Origin of the sequence: Serratia grimesii NBRC 13537 (assembly GCF_001590905.1) — a bacterium.
Classification (GTDB): Bacteria; Pseudomonadota; Gammaproteobacteria; order Enterobacterales; family Enterobacteriaceae; genus Serratia; species Serratia grimesii.
In genome coordinates this window covers 63,367-88,811 of sequence record NZ_BCTT01000014.1, presented here as the reverse complement: position 1 = coordinate 88,811, position 25,445 = coordinate 63,367, and the positions used below count along the sequence as shown (strand labels likewise).

At 54.7% G+C, this 25,445-nt stretch carries 24 protein-coding genes; 15 read left to right on the top strand and 9 right to left on the bottom strand.

Annotation, left to right across the window (positions count from 1 at the left end; genetic code table 11):
- Positions 1-23 precede the first annotated feature (23 nt).
- The 5 genes from dapF to uvrD all read left to right on the top strand — a co-directional run bounded on the left by dapF (position 24) and on the right by uvrD (position 5,413).
- Entirely contained in the window at positions 24-848 is an 825-nt protein-coding gene (gene dapF / locus SGR01S_RS17775; protein WP_037426832.1) for a diaminopimelate epimerase, read from the top strand.
- A complete protein-coding gene (locus SGR01S_RS17770; RefSeq protein WP_037426835.1) occupies positions 845-1,549 on the top strand; it encodes a DUF484 domain-containing protein in 705 nt (234 codons plus the stop codon). The genes dapF and SGR01S_RS17770 overlap by 4 nt, the downstream gene beginning before the upstream one ends.
- Positions 1,546-2,457 carry a tyrosine recombinase XerC gene (gene xerC / locus SGR01S_RS17765; RefSeq protein WP_061808155.1) on the top strand — a complete coding sequence of 304 codons (912 nt, stop codon included), beginning with the start codon at positions 1,546-1,548 and terminating at the stop codon, positions 2,455-2,457. Before SGR01S_RS17770 ends, xerC begins: the two co-directional genes overlap by 4 nt.
- Positions 2,457-3,173 carry a 5-amino-6-(5-phospho-D-ribitylamino)uracil phosphatase YigB gene (gene yigB / locus SGR01S_RS17760; protein ID WP_037426841.1) on the top strand — a complete coding sequence of 239 codons (717 nt, stop codon included), beginning with the start codon at positions 2,457-2,459 and terminating at the stop codon, positions 3,171-3,173. The genes xerC and yigB overlap by 1 nt, the downstream gene beginning before the upstream one ends.
- A 77-nt stretch (positions 3,174-3,250) precedes the next feature.
- On the top strand, positions 3,251-5,413 hold the full coding sequence (gene uvrD, locus SGR01S_RS17755) for a DNA helicase II (protein ID WP_037426853.1): 2,163 nt from the start codon (positions 3,251-3,253) through the stop codon (positions 5,411-5,413).
- A gap of 42 nt (positions 5,414-5,455) precedes the next feature.
- Here uvrD and SGR01S_RS17750 read toward each other — a convergent pair whose 3' ends face one another.
- Positions 5,456-5,935: a WbuC family cupin fold metalloprotein gene (locus tag SGR01S_RS17750; protein ID WP_061808154.1), complete on the bottom strand. Its 480-nt coding sequence runs from the start codon at positions 5,933-5,935 to the stop codon at positions 5,456-5,458.
- Positions 5,936-6,382: 447 nt separating this feature from the next.
- Here SGR01S_RS17750 and corA point away from each other — a divergent pair, with 447 nt between their 5' ends.
- Together corA and SGR01S_RS17740 are read left to right on the top strand one after the other, a co-directional pair.
- On the top strand, positions 6,383-7,333 hold the full coding sequence (corA, locus tag SGR01S_RS17745; RefSeq protein ID WP_037426848.1) for a magnesium/cobalt transporter CorA: 951 nt from the start codon (positions 6,383-6,385) through the stop codon (positions 7,331-7,333).
- 110 nt (positions 7,334-7,443) lie between these two features.
- Positions 7,444-8,502, top strand: a complete 1,059-nt coding sequence (locus SGR01S_RS17740; protein ID WP_061808153.1) for an AbrB family transcriptional regulator — start codon at positions 7,444-7,446, stop codon at positions 8,500-8,502.
- 8 nt (positions 8,503-8,510) lie between these two features.
- Here the strand turns inward: SGR01S_RS17740 and rarD are convergent, their stop codons facing one another.
- Complete coding sequence (rarD, locus tag SGR01S_RS17735) at positions 8,511-9,398, bottom strand: EamA family transporter RarD (RefSeq protein WP_037426264.1); 888 nt, start codon at positions 9,396-9,398, stop codon at positions 8,511-8,513.
- Positions 9,399-9,462: 64 nt separating this feature from the next.
- A complete protein-coding gene (locus SGR01S_RS17730; protein WP_037426267.1) occupies positions 9,463-9,933 on the bottom strand; it encodes a thioesterase family protein in 471 nt (156 codons plus the stop codon).
- A 204-nt stretch (positions 9,934-10,137) separates the two neighbouring features.
- On the opposite strand from SGR01S_RS17730, the gene pldA reads away from it, so the two are divergent.
- The 3 genes from pldA to rhtC are packed head-to-tail and all read left to right on the top strand — an operon-like array spanning position 10,138 to position 13,536.
- Positions 10,138-11,016, top strand: a complete 879-nt coding sequence (gene pldA / locus SGR01S_RS17725) for a phospholipase A (RefSeq protein ID WP_061808152.1) — start codon at positions 10,138-10,140, stop codon at positions 11,014-11,016.
- A gap of 48 nt (positions 11,017-11,064) precedes the next feature.
- A complete protein-coding gene (recQ, locus tag SGR01S_RS17720) occupies positions 11,065-12,897 on the top strand; it encodes an ATP-dependent DNA helicase RecQ (RefSeq protein ID WP_037426275.1) in 1,833 nt (610 codons plus the stop codon).
- A gap of 12 nt (positions 12,898-12,909) precedes the next feature.
- Complete coding sequence (gene rhtC, locus SGR01S_RS17715) at positions 12,910-13,536, top strand: threonine export protein RhtC (protein WP_061808151.1); 627 nt, start codon at positions 12,910-12,912, stop codon at positions 13,534-13,536.
- Positions 13,537-13,588: 52 nt separating this feature from the next.
- On the opposite strand, the gene rhtB is transcribed toward rhtC, so the two are convergent.
- Complete coding sequence (rhtB, locus tag SGR01S_RS17710) at positions 13,589-14,209, bottom strand: homoserine/homoserine lactone efflux protein (protein ID WP_037426281.1); 621 nt, start codon at positions 14,207-14,209, stop codon at positions 13,589-13,591.
- Between the two features lie 135 nt (positions 14,210-14,344).
- Between rhtB and pldB the strand changes: the two genes are divergently transcribed.
- Together pldB and yigL are read left to right on the top strand one after the other, a co-directional pair.
- Positions 14,345-15,382, top strand: a complete 1,038-nt coding sequence (pldB, locus tag SGR01S_RS17705; RefSeq protein WP_061808150.1) for a lysophospholipase L2 — start codon at positions 14,345-14,347, stop codon at positions 15,380-15,382.
- An 11-nt stretch (positions 15,383-15,393) separates the two neighbouring features.
- On the top strand, positions 15,394-16,191 hold the full coding sequence (gene yigL / locus SGR01S_RS17700; protein WP_037426288.1) for a sugar/pyridoxal phosphate phosphatase YigL: 798 nt from the start codon (positions 15,394-15,396) through the stop codon (positions 16,189-16,191).
- A gap of 171 nt (positions 16,192-16,362) precedes the next feature.
- Here yigL and glpQ read toward each other — a convergent pair whose 3' ends face one another.
- Positions 16,363-17,442, bottom strand: a complete 1,080-nt coding sequence (gene glpQ / locus SGR01S_RS17695; RefSeq protein ID WP_037426291.1) for a glycerophosphodiester phosphodiesterase — start codon at positions 17,440-17,442, stop codon at positions 16,363-16,365.
- Positions 17,443-17,692: 250 nt separating this feature from the next.
- Positions 17,693-19,048 (bottom strand): glycerol-3-phosphate transporter, encoded by a 1,356-nt coding sequence (glpT, locus tag SGR01S_RS17690; RefSeq protein WP_037426293.1) that lies wholly within the window; start codon positions 19,046-19,048, stop codon positions 17,693-17,695.
- Between the two features lie 365 nt (positions 19,049-19,413).
- On the opposite strand from glpT, the gene glpA reads away from it, so the two are divergent.
- From glpA to glpC, 3 genes are read left to right on the top strand one after another with little or no spacing between them, the layout of a single operon-like run.
- Entirely contained in the window at positions 19,414-21,057 is a 1,644-nt protein-coding gene (glpA, locus tag SGR01S_RS17685; RefSeq protein ID WP_037426295.1) for an anaerobic glycerol-3-phosphate dehydrogenase subunit A, read from the top strand.
- Positions 21,047-22,318: a glycerol-3-phosphate dehydrogenase subunit GlpB gene (glpB, locus tag SGR01S_RS17680; RefSeq protein ID WP_061808149.1), complete on the top strand. Its 1,272-nt coding sequence runs from the start codon at positions 21,047-21,049 to the stop codon at positions 22,316-22,318. The genes glpA and glpB overlap by 11 nt, the downstream gene beginning before the upstream one ends.
- Positions 22,315-23,514 carry an anaerobic glycerol-3-phosphate dehydrogenase subunit GlpC gene (glpC, locus tag SGR01S_RS17675; RefSeq protein WP_061808148.1) on the top strand — a complete coding sequence of 400 codons (1,200 nt, stop codon included), beginning with the start codon at positions 22,315-22,317 and terminating at the stop codon, positions 23,512-23,514. The genes glpB and glpC overlap by 4 nt, the downstream gene beginning before the upstream one ends.
- A 51-nt stretch (positions 23,515-23,565) precedes the next feature.
- Here glpC and SGR01S_RS17670 read toward each other — a convergent pair whose 3' ends face one another.
- From SGR01S_RS17670 to SGR01S_RS17660, 3 genes are all read right to left on the bottom strand, one after another.
- Entirely contained in the window at positions 23,566-24,129 is a 564-nt protein-coding gene (locus SGR01S_RS17670; RefSeq protein WP_061808147.1) for a DcrB family lipoprotein, read from the bottom strand.
- Positions 24,130-24,209: 80 nt separating this feature from the next.
- Positions 24,210-24,674, bottom strand: coding sequence for a GNAT family N-acetyltransferase (locus SGR01S_RS17665; protein ID WP_337590044.1), 465 nt, complete (start codon positions 24,672-24,674; stop codon positions 24,210-24,212).
- 12 nt (positions 24,675-24,686) lie between these two features.
- Entirely contained in the window at positions 24,687-25,352 is a 666-nt protein-coding gene (locus SGR01S_RS17660; RefSeq protein WP_061808145.1) for a 7-cyano-7-deazaguanine/7-aminomethyl-7-deazaguanine transporter, read from the bottom strand.
- Positions 25,353-25,445 lie beyond the last annotated feature (93 nt).

Sequence of the window (25,445 nt, the reverse complement as noted above, 5' to 3'; positions counted from 1 at the left end):
CAAGACGGATAGCGGAGTATGATATGCAGTTCTCCAAAATGCACGGTCTGGGCAACGACTTTATGGTGGTCGATGCCGTTACACAGAATGTCTATTTTTCACCCGAGCTGATCCGCCGTTTGGCCGATCGGCACTTGGGCGTTGGCTTTGACCAGCTGCTGGTGGTAGAACCGCCTTACGATCCTGAACTGGATTTTCACTACCGCATTTTTAACGCTGACGGCAGCGAAGTGGCACAGTGTGGTAACGGTGCTCGCTGTTTCGCCCGCTTTGTGCGGTTGAAAGGGCTGACTAACAAGCGCGATATTCGCGTGAGTACCCAGACTGGGCGTATGGTGCTGAGCGTAACCGATGACGATCTGGTGTGTGTGAATATGGGTGAGCCGAACTTTGATCCTCAATCGGTGCCCTTTCGTGCGACTAAAGAAGAAAAGACGTACATCATGCGTGCGGCCGAACATACAGTGTTATGCGGCGTGGTGTCGATGGGCAATCCGCATTGTGTTTTACAGGTGGATGATGTAAAAACCGCCAAGGTGGAGTTGCTTGGACCGGTACTGGAAGGGCATGAGCGTTTCCCGGAACGGGCCAATATTGGTTTTATGCAAATTGTCAGCCGTGAGCACATCAAGCTGCGTGTCTATGAGCGTGGCGCTGGCGAAACGCAAGCTTGCGGTAGCGGCGCTTGTGCTGCTGTGGCGGTAGGGATTCAACAAGAATTGCTGTCAGAAGAGGTGCATGTAGAGCTGCCGGGTGGCAGTCTGCATATTCGCTGGAAAGGACCGGGCAGCCCGCTGTTTATGACCGGTCCGGCAACCCATGTATATGACGGATTTATTCATCTATGAAAAGCGTTGAGGACCAGGCTGTCGCAGGCATTGAGCTTGACGATGACGCCGTAATGCAGTTTTTACTGCAAAACCCAGATTTCTTTATCCGCAATGCGCGTTTGGTGGAACAGATGCGCGTTCCCCATCCCGTTCGCGGCACTGTGTCGTTGGTCGAGTGGCACCTGGCCCGCCAGCGTAATCATATCAACCGGTTGGAAGAAGAAATCACGCTGCTGATGGAGCAGGCCAGCGCTAACGAAACGTTGTTTGCCAGCCTGTTGCATTTGCAGGCCAATCTGGCGACCGCCAGTAGCTTGCAGGATATGCTCAACCGTCTGCAACGCTGGGCGCGTGGTTTCGGTTTGGCGGGCGCCAATATTCGTCTGTTTTCCGAAAGCTGGAAAATTGGTGCACCTTCCGACTTTACACACCTTGGGCTGACGCGCTCGTCCTTTGAGCCGCTGCGTATTCAGCGTTTGGGTGATCAACAACATTTCCTTGGGAGCCTGAACGGTCCCGAACTGTTGCTGTTACTGCCACAGGCCAAGTTGGTCGGTTCGGTTGCGCTGTCGATGTTGGGTGACGATGGTGAGCTGGGCATGGTGATTTTCAGTAGCCGTGATACACAACACTATCAGCAGGGCATGGGTACGGTGATGCTTAATCAGCTGGCGCGTATGTTGCCTGAACTGCTGGAACGCTGGATCGAACGCGCATGATCCCGCTGGCGGCCAGCCTGCAGCAGCCGGTGGACGCTTTCTTGCGTTATCTGAAGGTGGAACGCCAGCTCAGTCCATTGACACAGTTAAGTTATTCGCGCCAACTGCAGGCGCTGATGGTCTTGACGCAAGAGATGGGTGTGACGGAATGGCCAGCACTGGATGCTGCCAAAGTCCGGATGCTGGCAGCGCGCAGTAAACGTGCCGGGTTACAGTCTTCCAGCCTCGCGCTGCGCCTGTCGGCGTTGCGCAGTTTTCTCGACTGGCAGGTCAGCCAGGGTATGCTGATTGCCAACCCCGCGAAAGGTATCAGAACGCCACGCAGCGGTCGGCATCTGCCGAAAAACATCGACGTCGATGAAATGAATCAGTTGCTGGATATCGATCTTAACGATCCGCTGGCGGTGCGCGATCGCGCCATGCTTGAGGTGATGTACGGTGCTGGGCTGCGTCTTTCGGAACTGGTTGGACTGGACTGCCGCCATGTCGATCTGGGTGCCGGTGAAATCTGGGTACTGGGTAAAGGCAGCAAGGAACGCAAACTGCCGGTAGGCCGCACCGCAGTGACCTGGCTTGAACACTGGTTGGCGATGCGCGATCTGTTTGGGCCGTCGGACGATGCCATGTTCTTGTCCAATCAGGGCAAGCGTATCTCGACCCGCAACGTGCAAAAGCGTTTTGCCGAGTGGGGCGTCAAGCAGGGCGTTAATAGCCATATCCATCCGCACAAGCTGCGCCACTCGTTTGCCACCCATATGCTGGAGTCGAGCGGCGATCTACGAGCGGTGCAAGAACTGCTCGGTCACGCCAACCTGACCACGACTCAAATCTACACCCACCTCGACTTTCAACATCTGGCGAACGTGTACGATGCTGCGCATCCACGCGCCAAACGGGGGAAATCCTGATGCATTTTTATCGTCCGCTGCGACCGTTAGCGGCGTTGACCTTTGATCTGGACGACACGCTGTACGACAACCGTCCGGTGATCAAACAGACCGAGCTGCAGTCGGTGGCTTTTTTGCAGAACTATCATCCTGGGTTGAACCACTTCCAGTCGGCGGATTTTCACCGCCTGCGTCAGGAGCTGCGTGAACAGGACCCGGAAATTTATCACGATGTCACCCAATGGCGTTGGCGAGCGATCCATTTGGCGCTGAGCCGTCAGGGGCTGCGTGATACTGAAGCCGCCGACGGCGCGGACGCGGCAATGCAGAACTTTGCGCTGTGGCGTAGTCGTATTGATGTACCTGAAGCGACCCATGCGACGTTGAAAGCCCTGGGCGAACGTTTTCCGCTGGTGGCGATTACCAATGGTAATGCCGATCCGGCACTGTGCGGGCTGGATAGTTACTTCCAGTTTGTATTGCGCTCAGGGCCGGATGGCCGCGCTAAGCCCTATCAGGACATGTATCAACTGGCCGCCGAGCGGTTAGGGATTGCTCCTCAACATATTCTCCACGTCGGTGACGACTTGACCACTGACGTCGCTGGGGCGTTACGTTCTGGCCTACAAGCCTGTTGGATCAACGACCGCCAACGCAGCCTGATGCAGGCCGCCGACAGCCGTCTGCTGCCACATATTGAGATTTCGCAGTTGGCATCGCTGACAGCATTGTTATAATCCCTGCCAGAACTCTGTATAAATTCCCAGTGGAATCGCGTCTCTGACGCGCGTTCCCTTACCAATTAATGGTGCCTATGGACGTTTCCGATCTGCTCGACAGCCTGAATGAAAAACAACGCGAAGCCGTGGCGGCGCCACGTGGCAACCTGTTGGTACTGGCCGGTGCGGGCAGCGGTAAAACCCGGGTGCTGGTGCATCGCATCGCCTGGTTGCTGTCGGTAGAGAACTGCTCACCGTATTCCATTATGGCGGTGACCTTCACCAACAAGGCGGCGGCGGAAATGCGCCACCGTATCGAACACCTGATTGGCACCAGCCAGGGCGGCATGTGGATTGGCACCTTCCACGGCTTGGCTCATCGGCTGCTGCGCGCTCATCATTTAGACGCCAACCTGCCGCAGGATTTTCAAATTCTCGACAGCGACGACCAGTTCCGTCTGCTCAAGCGCATCGTCAAGGCGCTGAATATCGACGAAAAGCAATGGCCGCCGCGTCAGGCGATGTGGTATATCAACGGCAAAAAAGATGAGGGTCTGCGCCCGCAGCACGTGGAAACCTATAACAACCCGGTGGAAGCGACCTGGCTGCGTATCTACCAGGCCTATCAGGAAGCCTGTGACCGTGCCGGACTGGTGGACTTTGCCGAACTGTTGTTGCGTGCCCATGAGCTGTGGCTGAACAAGCCGCATATCCTCAATCATTACCGTGAACGTTTCACCAACGTGCTGGTGGACGAGTTTCAGGATACCAACAGCATTCAGTACGCCTGGATCCGCCTGCTGGCCGGCAACAACAGCAACGTGATGATCGTGGGTGATGACGATCAGTCCATCTACGGATGGCGTGGTGCTCAGGTGGAGAACATCCAACGTTTCCTGAAGGATTTCCCCGGTGCGCAAAGCGTCCTTCTGGAGCAAAACTACCGTTCGACCAGTAATATCTTGAAGGCAGCCAATACTCTTATCGCCAACAACGGCGGGCGCATGGGTAAGAACCTGTGGACCGAAGGTGGGGATGGCGAACCTATCTCAATCTATTGTGCCTTCAACGAACTCGATGAGTCGCGTTTTGTAGTTGGCCGCATCAAGGCTTGGCAGGAGAACGGCGGTGCACTGAATGACTGTGCCATTCTTTACCGTAGCAATGCCCAATCACGCGTACTGGAAGAGGCGCTATTGCAAACGGCCATGCCGTACCGCATTTACGGCGGGCAACGCTTCTTCGAACGTCAGGAGATCAAGGACGCACTGGCTTACCTGCGATTGATCGCCAATCGTAATGATGATGCGGCGTTTGAACGTGTGGTAAATACCCCAACGCGTGGCATTGGCGACCGGACGCTGGACGAAGTACGTCGTACAGCGCGCGATCGCCAACTGACGTTGTGGCAGGCTACCCGTGCCCTGTTGCAGGACAAAGTGCTTGCCGGGCGCGCGGCATCTGCGCTGCAACGCTTTACCGAGCTGGTAGATTCACTGGCGCACGAAACCGCCGATATGCCACTGCACGTTCAGACCGATCGGGTGATCCGCGATTCGGGGCTGTTCATTATGTATGAGCAGGAGAAGGGCGAAAAAGGTCAGGCACGTATCGAAAACCTTGAGGAACTGGTGACGGCAACGCGCCAGTACAGCTATCAGGATGAAGATCAGGATCTGATGCCGCTACAGGCATTTCTGTCACATGCAGCTCTCGAAGCGGGTGAAGGGCAGGCCGATGCTTATCAGGATGCGGTGCAGTTGATGACCCTGCACTCGGCCAAGGGGCTGGAGTTTCCGCTGGTGTTTATCGTCGGTATGGAAGAGGGGATGTTCCCAAGCCAAATGTCGCTTGACGAAGGCGGCAGGTTGGAAGAAGAGCGCCGTCTGGCCTACGTTGGTTTGACGCGAGCCATGCAGAAATTGACGCTGACCTATGCCGAAACGCGTCGTTTATACGGCAAAGAGGTTTATCACCGTCCTTCACGTTTTATCGGTGAACTGCCGGAAGAGTGTGTGGAAGAAGTGCGTTTGCGCGCCAGTGTGTCGCGGCCGGTGAGTCACCGCCGCATGGGCACGCCGATTAGCGAAAACGACACTGGTTACAAACTGGGACAGCGAGTGCGTCACCCCAAGTTTGGTGAAGGGACTATCGTCAATCTGGAAGGCAGCGGCGAACACAGTCGGCTGCAGATTGCTTTCCCGGGCGAAGGGATTAAGTGGCTGGTGGCCGCTTACGCCCGTCTGGAAACGGTGTAAGGCCGGTGGTAACAGGGGCGAATTATCGCCCCTATAGCCACATCAAACAGAACGGGTATAGTGATCGCCAACTTGCGCGGTAGCATACCAACGCATCACCGCTTCGGTACCTTCGGCCCCTTCTTGCGGTGCCCACTGCATGCAGTCTTCTTCAGACAGTGGTTGATAAGGCCCTTGTTTCACTTCAAACACCACACCACCGGGATCAACCGACAGTACGGCATGCCAGGTATAAGCCGGCATTTCCAGCACTTTGGTTTCTTCGCCGAGCAGGGTGCGTTGGGTAACGACGCCATCTTCGTTAAACTGCAGTACTACAAAGCGGCCGCTCAGCGGGGTTAACAGTTCCCAGGTTTGTGGATGACGGTGTGGGCGGATATAGGTGCCGGGTTCCATGGCAATCGCCAGTCGCTGCACCGGGTCGCTCAACTCGTCGTGTAACGTGCGGTGCGCGCGCAGGCGTGCCACTTTGGCGGCCTGTTCACTCATGCTGGTCAGGTCGAGGGCAGTAATTTGTTTCATCGGTAAAGTCCGCAAGCTTATCGTGGCCTAATCTTAGCAACATTATTGGGCGTGGTCAGAGATCGCCGCGACTTTTTCGTTACCCTTTACCACGGATTAAGCCGATTTTACCCTATTCGTCATAGCGATGAATTGTTGCGCAATTATCGTGCCTAACGTGTTGACAGACTTTTTCTTCTCGGCGTAACATGCGCGCACTATTATCAATGAGGACATACGCCTTGGACACACCCAGTAGATACTGGCTCACTGACCTGGACAACAACAGGTACAACTTCTAAGGCTATCCCATTGAGCTGATAGCCTTCGTGGTTGTCGGCGACCTCTTAAAAGTGTCGCTACGAGTCAGATCCTTCATGGTCTGAAACAAGCTGGTGATGCAACACCCCTCTGTTTCTGTGCTTCCACGCGTTGTTTACCCCTGTCACCCTAAGGGAGTTTTGGCACATGCTAAGCGCGTTTAAATTAGATAACAGCCGCCTGTCCCGTCTGGAGTTGGATGACTCCGATGATCTGACCACGTCACTGTGGGTTGATCTGGTTGAGCCGGAAGAAGGCGAGCGTGAGCGCGTTCAAAGCGAGCTGGGTCAAAGCCTGGCGACACGCCCGGAGCTGGATGATATCGAAGCCTCCGCGCGTTTCTTCGAAGACGAAGACGGTCTGCATATTCACTCCTTCTTCTATTTTGAAGATGCGGAAGATCATGCCGGTAACTCCACGGTAGCCTTCACTATTCGTGATGGCCGTTTGTATACCCTGCGTGAACGCGAACTGCCGGCATTTCGCCTGTATCGCATGCGTGCACGTAACCTGACGATGGTCGATGGCAATGCCTATGAGCTATTGCTGGATCTGTTCGAAACCAAGATTGAGCAGTTGGCCGACGAGATCGAAAACGTCTACAGCGATCTGGAAAAACTCAGCCGAGTGATCATGGAAGGCCATCAGGGCGACGAATACGACGAAGCGCTGTCAACGCTGGCAGAACTGGAAGATATCGGCTGGAAAGTGCGGTTGTGCCTGATGGATACCCAGCGCGCGCTGAACTTCCTGGTGCGTAAAGCGCGGCTGCCGACCGGTCAATTGGAACAAGCGCGTGAAGTGCTACGCGACATCGAATCCCTGCTGCCGCACAACGAATCGCTGTTCCAGAAAGTTAACTTCCTGATGCAGGCGGCGATGGGCTTTATCAATATCGAGCAGAACCGCATCATCAAGATCTTCTCGGTGGTGTCGGTAGTATTCCTGCCGCCAACGCTGGTGGCCTCAAGCTACGGGATGAACTTTGAGTTTATGCCGGAGCTGAAGTGGTCGTTCGGTTACCCTGGGGCTATCAGCCTGATGATCCTGGCGGGGCTGGCTCCCTATCTGTACTTCAAACGCAAAAACTGGCTTTAACCTGACGGGCGAAACAGTTCGCCCGATATTTCTGCCGTCCCCAACCCTTAGCCTGCTAAATAGGGGTAGAATGCTCCCTCAGCTTATCTGTCCGTAAGGTGTGCGTTTTGATGGAGAAGTTCCCCCGCTTGATTCAATGGTCAATCCTGCTGCTGGCTTCGCTGGTGTTGGGGTTTGGCCTGCAAACCTTTCATATTCCCGCTGCGCTGTTGCTGGGGCCGATGATTGTCGGTGTGGCAATGGGGCTATTGGGCGCCACAGTGCGTATTCACAGTGCCCTTTTTATCGCTGCCCAGGCGGTATTGGGCTGCATGATCGCGCAAAGCCTTTCCCCTGCGATTCTCACGCCGTTACTTGATGATTGGCCTCTGGTGCTGTTGGTACTGATCGCGACATTGCTGGCGAGTGGTATCTCCGGCTGGTGTCTGGTGCGCTTTAGCAGTTTGCCAGGGCCAACGGGGGCCTGGGGCTCATCGCCCGGTGGTGCGTCGGCGATGGTGGCAATGGCCGGAGATTTTGGCGCAGATGTTCGGCTGGTGGCATTCATGCAGTACTTGCGGGTGCTGTTTGTCGCGACGGCGGCAGCAATAGTGGCACGTATTGGTCTGGGGGATGAGGCGGGCCACGGTAGCGCAGCATTGGAATGGTTCCCGTCGCTGGATTGGCGCTTTCTGGCGACGCTGGGTGTGGCCATTGTAGGCGCATGGTTAGGGCCCCGACTGCGTATTCCCTCTGGCGCATTGCTGCTGCCGATGATCATCGGTGCAGCGCTGCATTCCAGCGGTGCGATGGCTTTGCAAGTGCCGGAATGGCTACTGGCGTTAGCCTACACCCTGATTGGCTGGAGCGTTGGGCTACGTTTCACCCGACCGATATTTTTGTTGGCGCTGCGTACCTTGCCGCAGATGGTAGTGTCGATCGTCGCGCTGATGCTGTTTTGCGGCCTGCTGGCATGGATGCTGACGCATTTCTTACCGGTGGATCTGATGACGGCCTATCTGGCAACCAGCCCTGGCGGGTTGGATACCGTGGCGATCATTGCCGCCGGCAGCCGGGTAGACATGTCTTTTGTAATGGCGATGCAGACACTGCGGCTGTTCACGATTTTGCTGACGGGGCCGGCGATGGCGCGGTTTATTTCCAACCGCGCCGCGCCAGCATCAACCTAGCTTTGGTATCAGCGTAGTTTGCGTTGGGTGTAAAGCGCGTCGAGAATAAACAACAGCAACGCCGCCCAGATAAAGCCGAAGGTCACCAGTTTGTCCTGACCGACGGTTTCACCGTAAAAAGTGACGGCCAGCAGGAACATCAGCGTGGGGCCGAGGTACTGGAAAAAGCCAAGTGTCGACAGGCGCAAACGGGTCGCTGCGGCGGTAAAGAACAGCAGCGGCACGGTGGTGACAATCCCGGCGGCCACCAGCAGCAGGTTTAACGACCAAGGGTTAACGCTCAGGTGACTGGTCGGGCTGTCGGCAAACAGGAACAGATACGCTGCTGCTACGGGCAGTAGCCACAGGGTTTCAATCAGCATACCGGTCTGCGCGTCGATGGCAATTTTCTTGCGCAGCAGGCCGTAGAAAGCGAAGCTGAACGCCAGTCCCAGACCAATAATCGGCAAAGAGCCGAACTGCCATAGCTGAATCAGCACGCCGGCGAACGCCAATGCTACCGCCAGCCACTGCATACGGCGGAAACGCTCCCCCAGGAATAACATCCCCAGCAGAACATTCACCAACGGATTAATGAAATACCCCAGGCTGGCTTCCAGCATATGGTGGTTATTCACCGCCCAGATAAACAGCAGCCAGTTGCCACCGATTAGCAATGCGGTTACCGCCAGCAGTAGAAGTCGTTTACGGTTGTGACAGGCGGCCCGCACCTGTGGCCAGTTACGACCCAGCGAGATCAGCGCCAGCATAAAGAAGAATGACCAAATCACCCGGTGAGTCAGGATCTCATCGGCGGGGACCTGTTGAATCAGTTTGAAATAGGCCGGAGCAATGCCCCAAATAAAATAGGCAGCCAGAGCAAAGAAAATGCCCTGCCGCGTTTGCTGTGCGTCCATGACGATACTCAGATGGGTAAAACGGAGGTGCGGTGAGTGTACTCAAGACGCTCACCGCATACAATCACCCGACCAGGTAGGTGGCGGTAGCGCTGGCGATATGCAGGCCATCGTGGTTATGCAGTTCAACGCGGGCGACCGCAACTTTGTTGCCGCTGCGCAAGACGCTAGCCGCAGCCACGAAGTGCTCACCCCGGCCCGGGCGCAGATAGTCAACGCGCAGATCGATAGTTCCCATGCGTGACAGGCGAGTAGCGACTTCTTCTTCGAGTAGTGGATCCAGGCGCATCAGCACACTGCCGGCGCACGCCAACCCTGCGGCGACGTCGAGTACCGAGGCGATTACGCCACCGTGCAGGATCTTCTGGGCGGCGTTACCTACCAACTTGGGTTGGTTGGTGAAACTCAGCTCCACGTAGTCGTCGTCAAAGCGGCGGAGCTCAAGGCCCAGCTCGCGGTTAAACGGCATGTGATAAACAAAGATTTCGCCAATTTTCTGGCGTGCGGCTTCGAGCGTCAGTGGTGTGGTAGACATAAATACCCATTCTTGTTCTGTGTAGTAGGGGGGACGTTAACTGGTCAGTCCAGGTTAACTGTTTGTTGATATTATGCCTATATTTTGTTGCTTTCCAGACTAATCCAATAAATACACGTCACACTGCTGTAAAACAGCCTTTGTGTGTAAAATGGCCTGTTTTTATTTCAGAGTTTGTCATTTTTTGTTGGGGTGAGGAACGTTATGCGCATTTTGTCAGGGATCGTTTTGGCCACACTGTCAGTGCCGCTGCTGGTTCAGGCGGAAGAAGCCAAAGAGCAGCAAATTCATGATAAACCGGCGGTGCGCGGCAGTATTATTGCCAACATGCTGCAGGATCACGACAATCCATTTACGTTGTACCCGTATGACACCAACTACGTGTTGTACACCGATACCAGCAATATCAACAAAGAAGCCATCAAGTCCTATAACTGGGCCGAAAATGCACGCAAGGATGAAGTGAAATACCAGCTCAGTCTGGCGTTCCCGCTGTGGCGAGGCATTGCCGGCGACAATTCTGTACTGGGGGCGTCTTATACTCAGCGCTCCTGGTGGCAGCTTTCCAACCACAGTGAGTCATCGCCGTTCCGTGAGACCAACTATGAACCACAGGTGTTCTTGGGTTGGGCGACGGATTACAGCTTTGCCGGTTGGACATTGCGCGACGTTGAAGTGGGTCTTAACCACCAGTCCAACGGCCGTTCAGATCCCACATCTCGCAGTTGGAACCGAGGTTATGCGCGTTTTATGGCGCAAAATGGCAACTGGCAGGTTGATCTCAAACCCTGGTTCCGTTTCTCGGAAAGCGACAGCAGCGACGATAACCCGGATATCACCAAATATATGGGTTACTACCGCCTGAAAGTCGGTTATGCCTGGGGCGACAGCGTGTTCAGTGTTGATAGTCACTACAACTGGAACAGCGGCTACGGCGGTGCAGAATTGGGCTGGAGCTACCCGATCAGCAAGCACGTGCGTTTCTACACTCAGGTGTTCAGTGGTTACGGCGAATCCTTGATTGATTACAACTTCCGGCAGACACGGGTTGGCGTTGGTGTCATGCTTAACGATATTATGTAATCCGGCCGTCATACAGGCGTCGCTACGCAGCAAAAAATGGGGAAGTGTGTGTCAACCGCAGCAGTGATAAACAAAGAGTTGCTGGCAGAGCAGGTATTACGCGATACCTTCGGCTACCAACAATTCCGACCGGGTCAACAAACGATTATCAACACGGCGATCGGCGGGCAGGATTGCCTGGTAGTTATGCCGACCGGTGGCGGTAAATCGTTGTGCTATCAAATCCCGGCGCTGGTGATGGACGGCCTGACATTGGTGGTTTCCCCGTTGATCTCATTGATGAAAGATCAGGTTGATCAACTGCTGGCTTATGGCGTCTCTGCCGCTTGCTATAACTCGACTCAGACACGCGAGCAACAGCTTGAAGTGATGGCGGGTTGTCGCAATGGCCAGATCAAAATGCTGTATATCGCCCCTGAACGACTGATGATGGACAGTTTTCTCGATCAGCTCGGGGGCTATCCACCGGCCCTGTTGGCGGTGGATGAAGCGCACTGTATTTCTCAGTGGGGCCACGATTTCCGTCCAGAATACCGCGCGCTGGGGCTGCTGAAGCAACGCTTCCCGGATATGCCGGTGATTGCCCTGACCGCGACCGCTGATGAGTCGACGCGTGGTGACATTGTGCGCCTGTTGGCGCTACAGGATCCGCTCGTCCAGGTTAGCAGCTTTGACCGGCCGAACATCCGTTACACGCTGGTAGAGAAGTTCAAACCGCTCGATCAGCTGTGGCGCTTTGTGCAGGACCAACGGGGTAAGAGCGGTATTATTTACTGCAACAGCCGCGCCAAGGTTGAAGACACCACCGCACGTCTGCAAAGCCGTGGCCTAAGCGTGGGAGCCTACCACGCGGGGCTGGACAATGACCGTCGTGCACAGGTGCAGGAAGCGTTTCAGCGTGACGATTTGCAGGTGGTGGTGGCGACCGTTGCCTTCGGCATGGGCATCAACAAACCTAACGTACGTTTCGTGGTTCACTTTGATATTCCGCGCAATATCGAATCTTATTATCAGGAAACCGGTCGCGCCGGGCGTGATGGCCTGCCGGCTGAAGCCATTTTGTTGTATGACCCGGCGGACATGGCCTGGCTGCGTCGCTGTCTGGAAGAAAAACCAGCCGGGCAGCAGTTGGATATTGAACGTCACAAGTTGAACGCCATGGGCGCGTTTGCTGAAGCGCAAACCTGCCGCCGATTGGTGTTACTCAACTATTTTGGTGAAGGTAAACACCAGAACTGCGGCAACTGCGACATCTGCCTGGATCCACCCAAGCGTTACGACGGACTGGAAGATGCACGCAAGGCGTTGTCCTGTGTGTATCGTGTCGGCCAGCGTTTCGGGCTGGGGTATATTGTCGAAGTGCTGCGCGGCTCCAATAACCAGCGTATCCGTGAATATGGGCATGAAAAGCTGCCGGTATACGGCATCGGTCGTGAACAGACCACCGAGCACTGGACGAGCGTACTGCGTCAATTGATCCATCTGGGTTTTATCACTCAGAACATCGCTATGCACTCGGCACTGCAACTGACCGAGGCCGCACGCCCGGTACTGCGTGGTGAGCTGGAGCTTCAACTGGCGGTGCCGCGTATTCAGAGTCTTAAGGCCCGCAGTAGTGCTAACCAAAAATCTTACGGTGGCAATTACGATCGCAAACTGTTCGCTAAACTGCGCAAGCTGCGTAAATCGATTGCCGACGAAGAAAATATCCCGCCTTATGTGGTGTTTAACGATGCTACGCTGCTGGAAATGGCAGAACAGATGCCAATTAAGGCCGGCGACCTGTTGAGTGTTAACGGTGTTGGTCAGCGCAAGCTGGAGCGTTTTGGTGCCCCGTTTATGGCGATGATCCGCGATCACCTCGATAATGACGAAGATTAAGGGCAATAAATCATGCTGATGTTATTTCTGACCGTGGCGCTGGTGCACCTGATTGCGCTGATGAGCCCGGGGCCGGACTTCTTTTTTGTTTCGCAAACCGCCGCAAGTCGCTCACGTCGTGAGGCGATGATGGGCGTAATGGGCATTTCACTGGGTATCGTGGTGTGGGCGGGTGTGGCGCTGATGGGCCTGCATCTGATCCTGCAAAAAATGGCCTGGCTGCATCAGATTATCATGGTCGGCGGTGGTATTTACTTGTGTTGGATGGGTTGGCAGTTGCTGCGTTCCGCTCGCTCCCAAAATGCCCAGTCAGCACCCTCACCAGAGGTTAACGTGGTCTTACCTAAGCCAGGGCGCAGCTTTATCCGTGGCTTTCTGACGAATTTGTCTAACCCGAAGGCGGTTATCTATTTCGGCAGCGTGTTTTCACTGTTTGTGGGTGACGACGTCGGTGCCGGCGCTCGCTGGGGCTTGTTCTTGCTGATCATCGCTGAGACGTTTGTCTGGTTTAGCCTGGTTGCAGTGGTGTTTGCGCTGCCGGCGATGCGCCGTGGCTACCAGCGACTGGCTAAGTGGATTGACGGGCTGGCGGGCGTGCTGTTTACCGGTTTTGGTTTACACCTGATCTTTACCCGCTAATCACTGCTGCACAGATTTTGAGGGCCGAACAGTCATGTTCGGCCCTTTTGCATTATGCCTTTCTGGCCGTAGCAAGCAGCCCGGCAACCAGAATAAACAGTGAACCGAAAATACGATTCAACAACTGCATCTGGCGTGGTGTCTTCAGCCAACCGGCAATGCGTGTAGCCAGCGTGGCATAACCAATCATCACTATGATATCCACCACTACAGTGGTGACACCCAGCACCAGGTACTGTTCAGCTTGCGGCTGGTTGGGCAAAATAAACTGTGGAAACAGCGCGGCCAGAAACACAATGCTTTTTGGGTTGGTCAGATTCACCAGCACCGCACGGCGGAACAGGCGGCGGCGTGGCATCGTACCTGCCAGCGTATGCAGATCCAAAGAGCCGGCGGCGCGCCACTGTTGAATACCGAGCCATACCAGATAGGCAGCACCGAACCATTTCAGCATTTCAAATGCCACCAGGGACTGTGACACCAACGCGCCCAGGCCAATGCCGACCAGAACGATATGCAGACTCAGTCCAACCTGTAAGCCAGCGATCGAGGCCGCCGCGCCACGATAACCGTGGCTGATGCCTGTGCTCATGGTGTTGATCGCCCCCGAACCCGGTGACAGGCTGAGGATAAGGGTTGTTAGCAGGTAGGTTAACCACCAGTCGAAGGTCATCGTAGTGCTCCCTGAAAGCGCCAATTTGTGCCAAAATGGTTCGGTTTTTGTAAGAATTGAATCACAATACGCTAGTATTATTTCTTGTGCCAGAAGTCACATTTTTGCCTCTGGCGGCTCAGGGAAAAGCTCTTGATGACGTCGTTTACTCTCAGCACTGATGACTGGTTAACGCGTGAAACGCAGTTCGCTGCCTTCGCCACCGGACCGCTGCTGGACTTTTGGCGGCTACGTGAAGAGGGTGAGTTTAGCGGTGTTGGTGGTGTGCCCATCCGTTTCGTGCGTTTCAGTTCTGCGCGTCACCAGCGGGTGGTGGTGATCAGCCCCGGCCGCATCGAAAGTTACGTTAAATACCCAGAGGTTGCTTACGATCTGTTTCATTGCGGCTATGACGTCATGATTCTTGATCACCGTGGGCAAGGCCGTTCAGGCCGTTTGCTGGCAGATACGCACCGGGGTCATGTGGTAAACTTTGCCGACTACGTAGACGATTTCGCGCAATTTTATCAGCAAGAAGTGGCACCACGTGGTTACCGGCAACGTTTTGCGTTGGCTCATTCGATGGGCGGTGCGATCCTGGCACAGTTTCTGGTACGTCAGCCACAGAGTTTTGACGCAGCTGCGTTCTGTGCACCCATGTTTGGTATTTATTTGCCAATGCCGGGTTGGATGGCAAACCGCATCTTAAACTGGGCGGAGAAATATCCGATTGTGCGCGACTACTATGCAATAGGCACTGGTCAGTGGCGACCACTGCCATACGTCGTTAACGTATTGACCCACAGCCGGGAACGCTATCGGCGCTGTTTACGTTATTACGCCGATTATCCCGAGTTACAAGTGGGGGGGCCAACCTACCATTGGGTGAGGGAAAGCCTACAGGCTGGGCGGGAAATTATCGCCCAGGCAGCTAAAATAACCACGCCGCTATTATTATTACAGGCTGGGGAGGAACGGGTGGTCGACAACCGTTCCCATCAGGCTTTTTGTCAGGCATTGTCAGATGCGGGCCATCCCTGTGAAGGGGGTAAACCGCGAGTTATCGAAGGCGCACGGCATGAGATCCTGTTTGAGCGGGACGCGATGCGCGCCGAAGCATTGAGCGCAATCCTGCGTTTCTTTGCTCAACACTTAGGTGGTGCCCCTACCGCCGACCACTCCATCAGAGGTTAGAACATACCGCTATGTATCACGTCGTTGCTTCCGATTTAGATGGCACGCTGCTATCACCTGACCACACTCTGTCCCCTTACGCCAAAGAGACGTTGAAGCTGCTGACCCAGCGTGGTGTGCATTTTGTTTTTGCTACCGGCCGTCACCACATCGACGTTGCGCAAATCCGCGATAACCTCGACATCAGCGCTTTTATGATCACCTCTAACGGGGCGCGCGTGCACAACACTGACGGTGAGCTGATTTTCAGCCATAACCTGGCCGAAGACATTGCCCGTGATCTCTACGGTATGTTGCATGATGATGCGGATATCACCACCAACGTATACCGTAACGACGACTGGTTCATTAACCGTGAAAGCCCAGAGCAGGAAGAGTTCTTCCGTGAGTCCGTTTTCCAGTACCAACTGTTCGAGCCGGGCTTGCTGGAAACTGATGGCGTGTGCAAGGTGTACTTCACCTGTGACGATCATGAAAAGCTGTTGCCGCTCGAAGATGCCATCAATGCGCGCTGGGGCGATCGGGTTAACGTCAGTTTCTCGTTCCCAACCTGTCTGGAAGTGATGGCCGGTGGTGTGTCAAAAGGGCATGCGCTGGAAGAAGTGGCCAAGATCATCGGCTATACGCTGAAAGAGTGCATTGCCTTCGGCGACGGTATGAATGACCTGGAAATGCTGTCGATGGCCGGTAAAGGCTGCATTATGCGCGACGCGCATCAGCGCCTAAAAGACAAGTTGCCTGAGCTGGAAGTGATTGGCTCCAACGAAGACGATGCGGTGCCGCACTACCTGCGCAAAATGTATCTCTAACGATAAGGGCGCCTTGCGGCGCCCTGAATTCGAGAACAACGTTGAGATTAAGCTCGAGATACCCGGGCCTAGCGCACCGAGGGGCGCTCCGGCAGTTAAAGTTGCTACGCCCCCTTCGTCACGCTCTCTAATAACGGACTTTATCCGCCACCTGGGAGACGTTGAGCTTTACTACTTGTGCTGGCCCTGCTTTTGCAGGAATTGCACACCCTTGTCAGGGAAGTCGGTGAACACGCCGTCAACGCCTGCTTGGTTGTAAATCACGTCATACAGTTGATTCACGTCGGTGACGTAGTTTGGTAGCGCATCAGCACGGATGGTGAATGGGTGCACTGCCAGTTTATTGGCATGGGCTTCCTTCACCATGTCGGTTAATACCACCTTACCTGGCTTGGATTTCTCCGCCACCACCAGCATGTGGTAGTCCGGTCCGATGCCATCGGCATACTGAGCAATTTGCTTCATCGCGCCCGGCTTGAACATCCAGTCATAGTCGTATTCCACCCACTTGCCATCGGCCTTTTGCTCATAGGTTTCCTGCCACTTGTTATAGGCAATCAGTTGGATCAGCTTCAGATCCATACCCATCTTCGGTTCCAACTCGGTTTTAATACGTTTTAGCTCGTTGGCATCAAAGCATTGCAGATAAACGTTGTCATTCTTGCCGGTGTAACCGTACTGCTTCAGTACCGCCAACACTTTGCTGGAGATATCCTTGCCTTCCTGTTTGTGGAACCACGGCGCTTTAATTTCCGGGTAAATACCGATGTTTTTGCCGGTTGAATGGTTCAAGCCCTGCACAAACTCGATCTCTTCCTGGAAGGTATGAACACGGAAGTCGGATTTGCCCATCGGGAAACGACCTGGGTAACCCTGTACTTTTTTGCCGTTTTCGATCTCAAAGCCTTCAGTAAACTTCAGAGACTTAATTTCCGGCAAGGTAAAGTCGATGGCGTAATAGCGACCGTCTTTGCGTGCGCGGTCTGGGAAACGTTCTGCCACGTCAGTGACGCGATCGAGATAGTGGTCATGCAACACCACCAGCTCGTTGTCCTTGGTCATCACCAGATCCTGCTCGAGGAAGTCTGCACCCTGCGCGTAGGCCATAGCCTTCGCCGGCAGCGTGTGTTCCGGCAGATAGCCACTGGCACCACGGTGGGCGATCACTACCTTGTCGGCAGCCTGTGCGGCGCTGACCATTGAGGTGGCCAGGATAATCCCTGTCAGCAGGGCTTTGACTTGAGTCCGCATTCTGTTGTTCTCCATATTCTAGTTCTAGGGGCAGGGGTAGTAAAAAGGCCGCAGTGCGGCCTTTAAGGTTGCTGACAAAGCAGGAAAAAGCGTGGTTTTTCCTGCCTTGTGGTGATCAGCCGAAAATCAATAAATTGATTTTCCTGATTTTTTATTTATCAACCTCTACTTGCTCTGGGCAGGAATGAGGTTTGTCATCAGTCTGAAGGCCGCAATGCGGCCTTTAAATAATGCGAAAGTTGTATGACGTTTAACCGCGTTTGTTGGCAGCGATTTCCGCGTGGTGTTTTTTCTCGCTCATCATGGTCAGTAACAACAGCACAACAGCGCCGATGCTACCGCCAATCATCACCATAAAGCCGCCGTCCCAACCGAAGTAGTCAACGGTATAACCGACGATGGCGCTGGCTGCGACGGAGCCACCCAGGTAACCGAACAGGCCGGTGAAGCCTGCCGCGGTACCGGCTGCTTTCTTCGGCGCCAGCTCCAATGCGTGCAGACCGATCAACATCACCGGACCGTAAATCAAGAAGCCGATGGTGATCATACAAGCCATATCGATGCCAGGATTACCTACTGGGTTGAGCCAGTAAACAACAGTGGCGATAGTCACCAGGGTCATAAAGAACACGCCTGTGGCACCGCGGTTACCTTTGAACACCTTGTCCGACATCCAGCCGCACAGCAGGGTGCCCGGAATACCGGCGTATTCGTACAAGAAGTAGGCCCAGGACGATTTATCCAGTGCGAAGTGCTTCACTTCTTTCAGGTAGGTCGGCGACCAGTCCAGGATGCCGTAACGCAGCAGGTAAACGAACACGTTGGCCACGGCGATATACCACAGCAGTTTGTTCGGCAGAATGTATTGCATGAAGATCTGCTTAGCGGTCAGTTCTTCTTCTGCTTTATCGCTGTAGTCGTCCGGGTAGTCGTTTTTGTATTCTTCGATCGGTGGCAGGCCACAGGATTGTGGGGTGTCACGCATCAGGGCAAAGGCGATCAGGGCGACCAGGATGGCACCGAAAGCGGGCATATACAGTGCAGCATGCCAGTCGTTGAACCATGCCATGCCGAGCAGGAACAGCAGTGGCGGCAGACCACCACCTACGTTGTGGGCACAGTTCCAGACCGAAACAATACCGCCACGTTCTTTCTGCGACCACCAGTGCACCATGGTACGGCCACACGGCGGCCAGCCCATTCCCTGGAACCAACCGCACAGGAACAGCAGCACGAACATGACCGCGATGCTAGACGTTGCCCAAGGTACAAAGCCCATGAACAACATCACCGCGGCAGCCAAAATCAGGCCAGCGGGCAGGAATACGCGTGGGTTGGAGCGGTCAGACACCGACCCCATGATGAATTTGGAAAACCCATAGGCGATAGAAATACCGGACAGCGCGAAACCAAGGTCGCCGCGGCTGAAGCCTTGGTCAATCAAATAAGGCATGGCCAGGGTGAAGTTCTTGCGCACCAGATAGTAGGCGGCATACCCGAAGAAGATTCCCATAAAAATTTGCCAGCGCAATTTACGGTACAGCGGGTCGACTTTGTCGACCGGCACACGGGAAATGTGTGCTGCCGGCTTAAAAATACTCAACATGAGCGCCTCCGATGGCTTTATCTAGTTATCACATCAATATGATCTTGTACGTTCATTTGATGATTGAGCGGATATCGAATGTGGTGTTTTTATGTTCCATAACGAGCGTCATCCTAGTCAAATCAGCCTGGTGTCGCTGTGATGAATGGCGCAATTGTTACACTTTTATGAAACACCGGCGAATTTTGAGCGATTCGTTAACGTTATGAAATAGAAAAACACCCAAAAATCGTGATTATGATCACATTCATGGTTTTTTGTGGACATTTTGCTTTCGTTTGTAGTTCGTTATTGTTCCTTATCAAACAAAGACCCCAGTGACTGTGGCCCAATAGACAAATAACTATGGATCATGAGGGAGTGTCATGGGCAGCCATTCACCGGATAACGAAACGGATGTGATCATCATCGGCGGTGGCGCAACCGGAGCGGGCATTGCCCGTGACTGCGCGCGTCGTGGCCTGCGTTGCATACTGTTGGAGCGCCACGACATTGCGACGGGTGCGACGGGTCGCAACCACGGTCTGCTGCACAGTGGTGCACGCTATGCGGTGACCGACGGTGAGTCGGCGCGTGAGTGCATAGAAGAAAACCAAATCCTCAAGCGCATTGCGCACCACTGCATTGAGCGTACCGATGGGCTGTTTATTACGCTGCCGCAGGATTCACTGGACTACCAACAACAGTTTATTGCCGCCTGCCACAGTGCCGGCATTAACGCTGAAGCGATTGACCCACAGTTGGCGCTGCGTCTGGAGCCGGCAGCGAATCCAACATTAATAGGTGCGGTGCGTGTACCGGATGGCACTGTTGATCCGTTCCGACTGACCGCCGCTAATATGCTCGATGCCCGTGAGCACGGGGCGCAAATTCTTACCTATCATCAGGTGGTTGGTTTGATCCGCGCAGGCGATCGCGTGACCGGCGTGCGCGTTTTCGACCATAAATCTGCACGACGCTACGATATTCATGCCGAAATGGTAGTTAACGCCGCCGGCATCTGGGGCCAGCAGATTGCGGAATATGCCGATTTACGTATTCGCATGTTCCCGGCTAAAGGTGCTTTGCTGATCCTCGGACATCGCATAAATAATATGGTGATCAACCGTTGCCGTAAGCCCGCAGACGCCGACATTCTGGTTCCGGGGGACACCATCTCGTTGATTGGCACTACCTCGACCCACATCGATTATGACCAGATTGACAACATGCGGGTGACACCACAGGAAGTGGATATCCTGATACGTGAAGGCGCGTTGTTAGCACCGGAACTGGCTCAGACGCGTATTCTGCGTGCCTATGCCGGCGTGCGTCCACTGGTGGCCAGTGATGATGATCCGAGCGGCCGTAACGTCAGCCGTGGCATTGTGCTTCTTGATCATGCCAGCCGCGATGGGTTGGAAGGGTTTATCACCATCACCGGCGGTAAACTGATGACATACCGGCTGATGGCGCAGTGGGCGACCGATAAAGTGTGCGAAAAGCTTAAGGTAGATAGTCCCTGCACCACTGCGCAAGAAGCCCTGCCTGGTTCCCGTCAGTCGGCGGAAGAAACCGTGCGCAGCGTGGTTTCTCTCCCCGCCAGCATTCGCGGTTCGGCGGTCTATCGTCACGGTGACCGTGCCAGCCAGGTGCCGGCCGGCGATCGGCTGGATAACAGCCTGGTGTGCGAATGTGAAGCCGTGACCGCCGGCGAGGTACGTTATGCGGTGAACACTCTCACCGTCAATAATCTGGTTGATTTACGCCGCCGTACTCGCGTTGGTATGGGCACCTGTCAGGGTGAGCTTTGCGCCTGTCGCGCTGCCGGGCTACTAACGCGTTTTAACGTCACCACGCCGCAGCAGTCTATCGATCAACTATCGCATTTCCTCAATGAGCGTTGGAAAGGGGTACGGCCCATCGCTTGGGGTGATGCGTTGCGTGAAAGTGAATTTACCAGCTGGGTTTACCAGGGATTGTGCGGGCTTGATGCTCGGGGGGAACAGGAGGCCGATGATGCGATTTGACGTAGTGGTGATTGGCGGCGGATTGGCGGGCATGACTTGTGCTATTCGCTTGTCGGAGCAGGGCAAGCGTTGTGCCGTTGTCAGTTCTGGCCAGAGTGCCCTCTATTTCTCCTCCGGCTCGCTTGATCTGCTGGCACAGTTGCCCGACGGTACCCCGGTAGAGGCACCTTTGGCGGCATTGCCTGCACTTGCAATGCAGGCTCCTCAGCACCCCTATGCACTGATGGGGGCCGAGCAGGTGGCGATGTTGTCTGATGAAGCTGCAAGATTACTGCATCGTTGTGGTCTCAGTTTGCAGGGGAGCAGTGAACGCAATCATCTGCGTGTTACGCCGCTTGGCACGCGCCGAGCCACTTGGCTCAGCCCGCAGGCGATACCTGTCACACCGCTGGGAGGAGATCTCCCATGGCAACACATCGCGGTAATAGGCATTGAAGGATTTTTAGATTTTCAGCCCCAACTGGCTGCCAGTTCCCTGACGAAGGCGCCAGGGATCAAGGCTGAAGTGGCTTATATGCACTTACCGGTGCTGGACCGGTTGCGCAACAATCCCAGTGAGTTTCGCGCGGTGAATATTGCCAGAGTGCTGGATCTCGCTGAGAACCTGACATTGATAACGGATGAAGTATGCCGATTAGCCGGGGATGCTGAGGCGATTTTCTTACCCGCCTGCTTGGGTTTGGAAGACGATGAGCCACTGGCGGCGCTGCAGGCGGCTGTGGGCAAACCGATCCGTGTGTTGCCGACGCTTCCTCCTTCGGTGTTGGGTATGCGCCTGCATCAGGCTTTGCGATCGCGTTTACAGCAGCTGGGCGGCGTTTTTATGCCAGGCGACAGCGTACTGCGGGCAGATATCGACGCCGGGCGTGTGACGGGCCTCTATACCCGTAACCACACCGATATTCCGCTAATAGCGCAACAAGTGGTGTTGGCTAGCGGTAGCTTTTTCAGTAATGGGCTGGTGGCGGACTTTGACGGCATACGTGAACCTGTATTTGGGTTGGATGTCGACAGCCGGGCGGATCGCGCGGATTGGAGTCATAGCGACCTGTTTGCTCCGCAACCCTACCTACAATTTGGGGTGCGCACTGATAGCCAACTGCGTGCTTTGAGGCAAGGGGAGCCATTGAGCAATCTGTATGCCATTGGTGCGGTGACTGGCGGCTACGATCCGTTGCAGCAGGGCTGTGGTGCGGGTGTTTCGCTGATTGGCGCGCTGCATGTCGCGCAACAGATTGCAGCGCAGGAGGAGCAACCATGAGCCTACATAAAGACAATAGCTTCGAAAATTGCATCAAGTGCACGGTGTGCACCACTTACTGCCCCGTGGCTAAAGTCAACCCACTCTATCCGGGGCCCAAGCAGGCGGGGCCAGACGGTGAACGCCTGAGACTCAAGGATCCGGCGTTGTACGATGAAGCCCTCAAGTATTGCACCAACTGCAAACGTTGTGAGGTGGCCTGCCCATCAGACGTCAAAATCGGCGATATCATTCAACGTGCGCGCGCCGACTATGCCCAAAGCAAGCCAACATTGCGTGACGCCATACTGAGCCATACCGATATCATGGGCTCGTTATCGACGCCGTTTGCGCCGATTGTTAATGCCGCTACAGGACTGAAACCGGTACGTGCTTTGCTGGATAAGGCGTTGAAAATTGATCATCGCCGCGAGCTGCCTAAATATTCGTTCGGCACTTTCCGCCGCTGGTATCGCCAGCAGGCTCAAACCCAGCAGCGTTACACCGAACAGGTGGCGTTCTTCCATGGTTGCTTCGTGAATTATAACCACCCGCAGTTGGGGAAGGATCTCATCAAGGTCTTTAATGCGATGGATATTGGCGTTCAACTGCTGAAACGGGAAAAATGCTGTGGCGTGCCGCTGATCGCCAACGGCTTTATTGCCCAGGCTAAAAAGCAGGCCAAGGTGAATGCTGAGTCGCTGCATGAAGCGGTGCTGGAGCGCGGTATTCCTGTCGTGGCAACTTCGTCGAGCTGTACTTTTACCTTGCGCGATGAATATCCGCATTTGCTGGAAGTCGATACCTCGGCAGTGCGTGAACGGGTGGAGCTGGCGACACGTTATCTGTATCGCCTGATCAACCAAAGGCGCCAGTTGCCATTGAAACACACGCCATTGCGGGTGGCTTACCATACGCCCTGCCACATGGAAAAAATGGGCTGGACCGCTTACACGCTGGAATTGCTGCGGCAGATTCCAGGGCTTGAGCTGGTGGTGCTGGACTCGCAATGCTGCGGGATTGCCGGGACCTACGGTTTTAAATCGGAAAACTATGCGACCTCACAGGGGATAGGTGCATCGCTGTTCCGTCAGATAGAGGAGAGTGGCGTGGATTTAGTGGTCACTGACTGCGAAACCTGCAAATGGCAAATCGAAATGTCGACCAGCAAGCGCTGCGAACATCCGATCACTCTGCTGGCGCAAGCATTAGCGTAGGGCGCAACAGGCTGTGTCTCTCCACGTTCAATGGAGAGACACAGTCGAGTATTATTTCTTCAGTTTTAGCGTTTTGATGATGCCTTCGGCTTCAGTCTGCGCCTGCTGTTGGTTATCCGCCGGCAGCGTCACCTGAATGGTCAGCATGTTGTTGTTCAGAGTGCCAATCAAGATAGACGAGTAGGCTTTCTCACCGCCGCTGGTGATGATGCTGTCCAACTGACGCAGTGGCACGCCGTCAACCTCGATGGCTTTGTTGGTGACTACTTGCAAGTTGGCATCACGCGCGCGCTGGGTATCTTCCAGACGCTTGCTCAGCGTTTCCAGGCTGTCGGGTGTTTTATCACCGAGGATCACGATCAGAGCGCGTTGGCCGGTGCTGTCGGCATATACGTGCATGTTGTTTGCCTGATTGCCCAGTTTGCCACTTTGGTCCGCCATGCCAACTGGCAGGGTGAATGCCAGCGTACCATCCAGCAAGCTTACCTGCTGCCCAGCAGGCGCGCTGGCCACTGCATCAGCAGCTGATGCCTTGGTGTCTTTGGTGTCGCCGTCACAGGCCGCCAGGCCAAGCACTAACAGGCTGATACCCATCAATTTTGCTACTTTACGCATTGGGCTTCCTTTTTCCTTTCAGGTAGGGTTTCACTGCCTTATCGCACCCTATTCCAGGGTGAAATGCAAGGCAGATGTTGTCACAAGGTTTTCTCAAGTAATAGCCGATAATCAGCCACTTCGCCTTTCTTTTCCAGTTGAACAATCTGATAGTCATTACTGATGAGCATCATCAGCATTGCACGGAACTGATTGCGCGTTTTAACCGTCAGTAGCCGAAAACCCTGAGACCGCGCCCAGTGCTCTTGAGCAACGAGCAAAGCCTGTGCGACACCATAACGGCGAAACGCCGGCAGTACACCGCCCAGCCAACTGTAAAACACCTTTTCCTGCTGTTGATAACCGAGTTTAAAACCGACGGGTTGACCGTCGATCTCGGCGATCAGTGCATTAGCTGAGGCAGATCCAATACGTTGCTGCAAATCAGCCAAGCTGTGCAAGCAACCGAATTCAGGGATGTGTTGGTACAGACGATGAATTTCTTCGAGGGTGGCGTGGCGGGTGGTCACTGTCATGGCGGCCTCCGGGTGTGTGCAGGCCGCCAATAATAACACGGGTTAGTTTGGTTGCAGGCTACTGTCGTTTTGACGCGAGGCGATGCGCTTAAGCAGCATGTTTAGCAGTACGCCATACATCGGCAGGAAGAACAGCATGCAGATCAGCACTTTGAAGCTGTAATCCACCAAGGCGATTTCAACCCAGTTATTGGCCATAAAGGCGTCGCTGCTCTTGTAGAAAGCAATAAAGAAGAACGACAGGGTATCACTGATATTGCCGAGGAACATGGCCGCAGCGGGTGCAACCCACCAGGCGCTGCGTTGACGCAGGCGGTTGAATACGTGGACGTCAAGGATCTGACCGAGTACGTAAGCCATAAAGCTGGCGACGGCGATGCGCGCAACAAACAGATTAAAACTGCCCAAGGCGGCAAAACCCTGCCACGCGCCCTGATAGGTCACAGTGGAGATCACGTACGAAATGAACAGCGCCGGCACCATCACCGAAAGAATGATACGTCGCGCCAGTGGTGCGCCAAAAATGCGTACCGTCAGATCGGTCGCCAGGAAAATAAACGGGAAGGTAAATGCGCCCCAGGTGGTATGAAAGCCGAAAATGGACATCGGCAATTGCACCAGGTAGTTACTGGAGGTAATGATGACAATATGGAACAGCGATAGCCAGATCAACGCGGTAAGGCGCTGCCGGGCAGTAAACGAATACATGTTGTAGCCTTTTTAGTAATGGGGTGAGGGAACCCAGAATGTCTTGTCTGCGCCGAGAAATAAGCTGCGCGGCCGCATGATACGCGTTTGCGC

Bases quoted from the DNA above. Each gene is read 5' to 3' on its own strand.
- dapF (WP_037426832.1), top strand. From the start codon at position 24: ATGCAGTTCTCCAAAATGCACGGTCTGGGCAACGACTTTATGGTGGTC.
- SGR01S_RS17770 (WP_037426835.1), top strand. From the start codon at position 845: ATGAAAAGCGTTGAGGACCAGGCTGTCGCAGGCATTGAGCTTGACGAT.
- xerC (WP_061808155.1), top strand. From the start codon at position 1,546: ATGATCCCGCTGGCGGCCAGCCTGCAGCAGCCGGTGGACGCTTTCTTG.
- yigB (WP_037426841.1), top strand. From the start codon at position 2,457: ATGCATTTTTATCGTCCGCTGCGACCGTTAGCGGCGTTGACCTTTGAT.
- uvrD (WP_037426853.1), top strand. From the start codon at position 3,251: ATGGACGTTTCCGATCTGCTCGACAGCCTGAATGAAAAACAACGCGAA.
- SGR01S_RS17750 (WP_061808154.1), bottom strand. From the start codon at position 5,935: ATGAAACAAATTACTGCCCTCGACCTGACCAGCATGAGTGAACAGGCC.
- corA (WP_037426848.1), top strand. From the start codon at position 6,383: ATGCTAAGCGCGTTTAAATTAGATAACAGCCGCCTGTCCCGTCTGGAG.
- SGR01S_RS17740 (WP_061808153.1), top strand. From the start codon at position 7,444: ATGGAGAAGTTCCCCCGCTTGATTCAATGGTCAATCCTGCTGCTGGCT.
- rarD (WP_037426264.1), bottom strand. From the start codon at position 9,398: ATGGACGCACAGCAAACGCGGCAGGGCATTTTCTTTGCTCTGGCTGCC.
- SGR01S_RS17730 (WP_037426267.1), bottom strand. From the start codon at position 9,933: ATGTCTACCACACCACTGACGCTCGAAGCCGCACGCCAGAAAATTGGC.
- pldA (WP_061808152.1), top strand. From the start codon at position 10,138: ATGCGCATTTTGTCAGGGATCGTTTTGGCCACACTGTCAGTGCCGCTG.
- rhtC (WP_061808151.1), top strand. From the start codon at position 12,910: ATGCTGATGTTATTTCTGACCGTGGCGCTGGTGCACCTGATTGCGCTG.
- rhtB (WP_037426281.1), bottom strand. From the start codon at position 14,209: ATGACCTTCGACTGGTGGTTAACCTACCTGCTAACAACCCTTATCCTC.
- pldB (WP_061808150.1), top strand. From the start codon at position 14,345: ATGACGTCGTTTACTCTCAGCACTGATGACTGGTTAACGCGTGAAACG.
- yigL (WP_037426288.1), top strand. From the start codon at position 15,394: ATGTATCACGTCGTTGCTTCCGATTTAGATGGCACGCTGCTATCACCT.
- glpQ (WP_037426291.1), bottom strand. From the start codon at position 17,442: ATGCGGACTCAAGTCAAAGCCCTGCTGACAGGGATTATCCTGGCCACC.
- glpT (WP_037426293.1), bottom strand. From the start codon at position 19,048: ATGTTGAGTATTTTTAAGCCGGCAGCACACATTTCCCGTGTGCCGGTC.
- glpA (WP_037426295.1), top strand. From the start codon at position 19,414: ATGGGCAGCCATTCACCGGATAACGAAACGGATGTGATCATCATCGGC.
- glpB (WP_061808149.1), top strand. From the start codon at position 21,047: ATGCGATTTGACGTAGTGGTGATTGGCGGCGGATTGGCGGGCATGACT.
- glpC (WP_061808148.1), top strand. From the start codon at position 22,315: ATGAGCCTACATAAAGACAATAGCTTCGAAAATTGCATCAAGTGCACG.
- SGR01S_RS17670 (WP_061808147.1), bottom strand. From the start codon at position 24,129: ATGCGTAAAGTAGCAAAATTGATGGGTATCAGCCTGTTAGTGCTTGGC.
- SGR01S_RS17660 (WP_061808145.1), bottom strand. From the start codon at position 25,352: ATGTATTCGTTTACTGCCCGGCAGCGCCTTACCGCGTTGATCTGGCTA.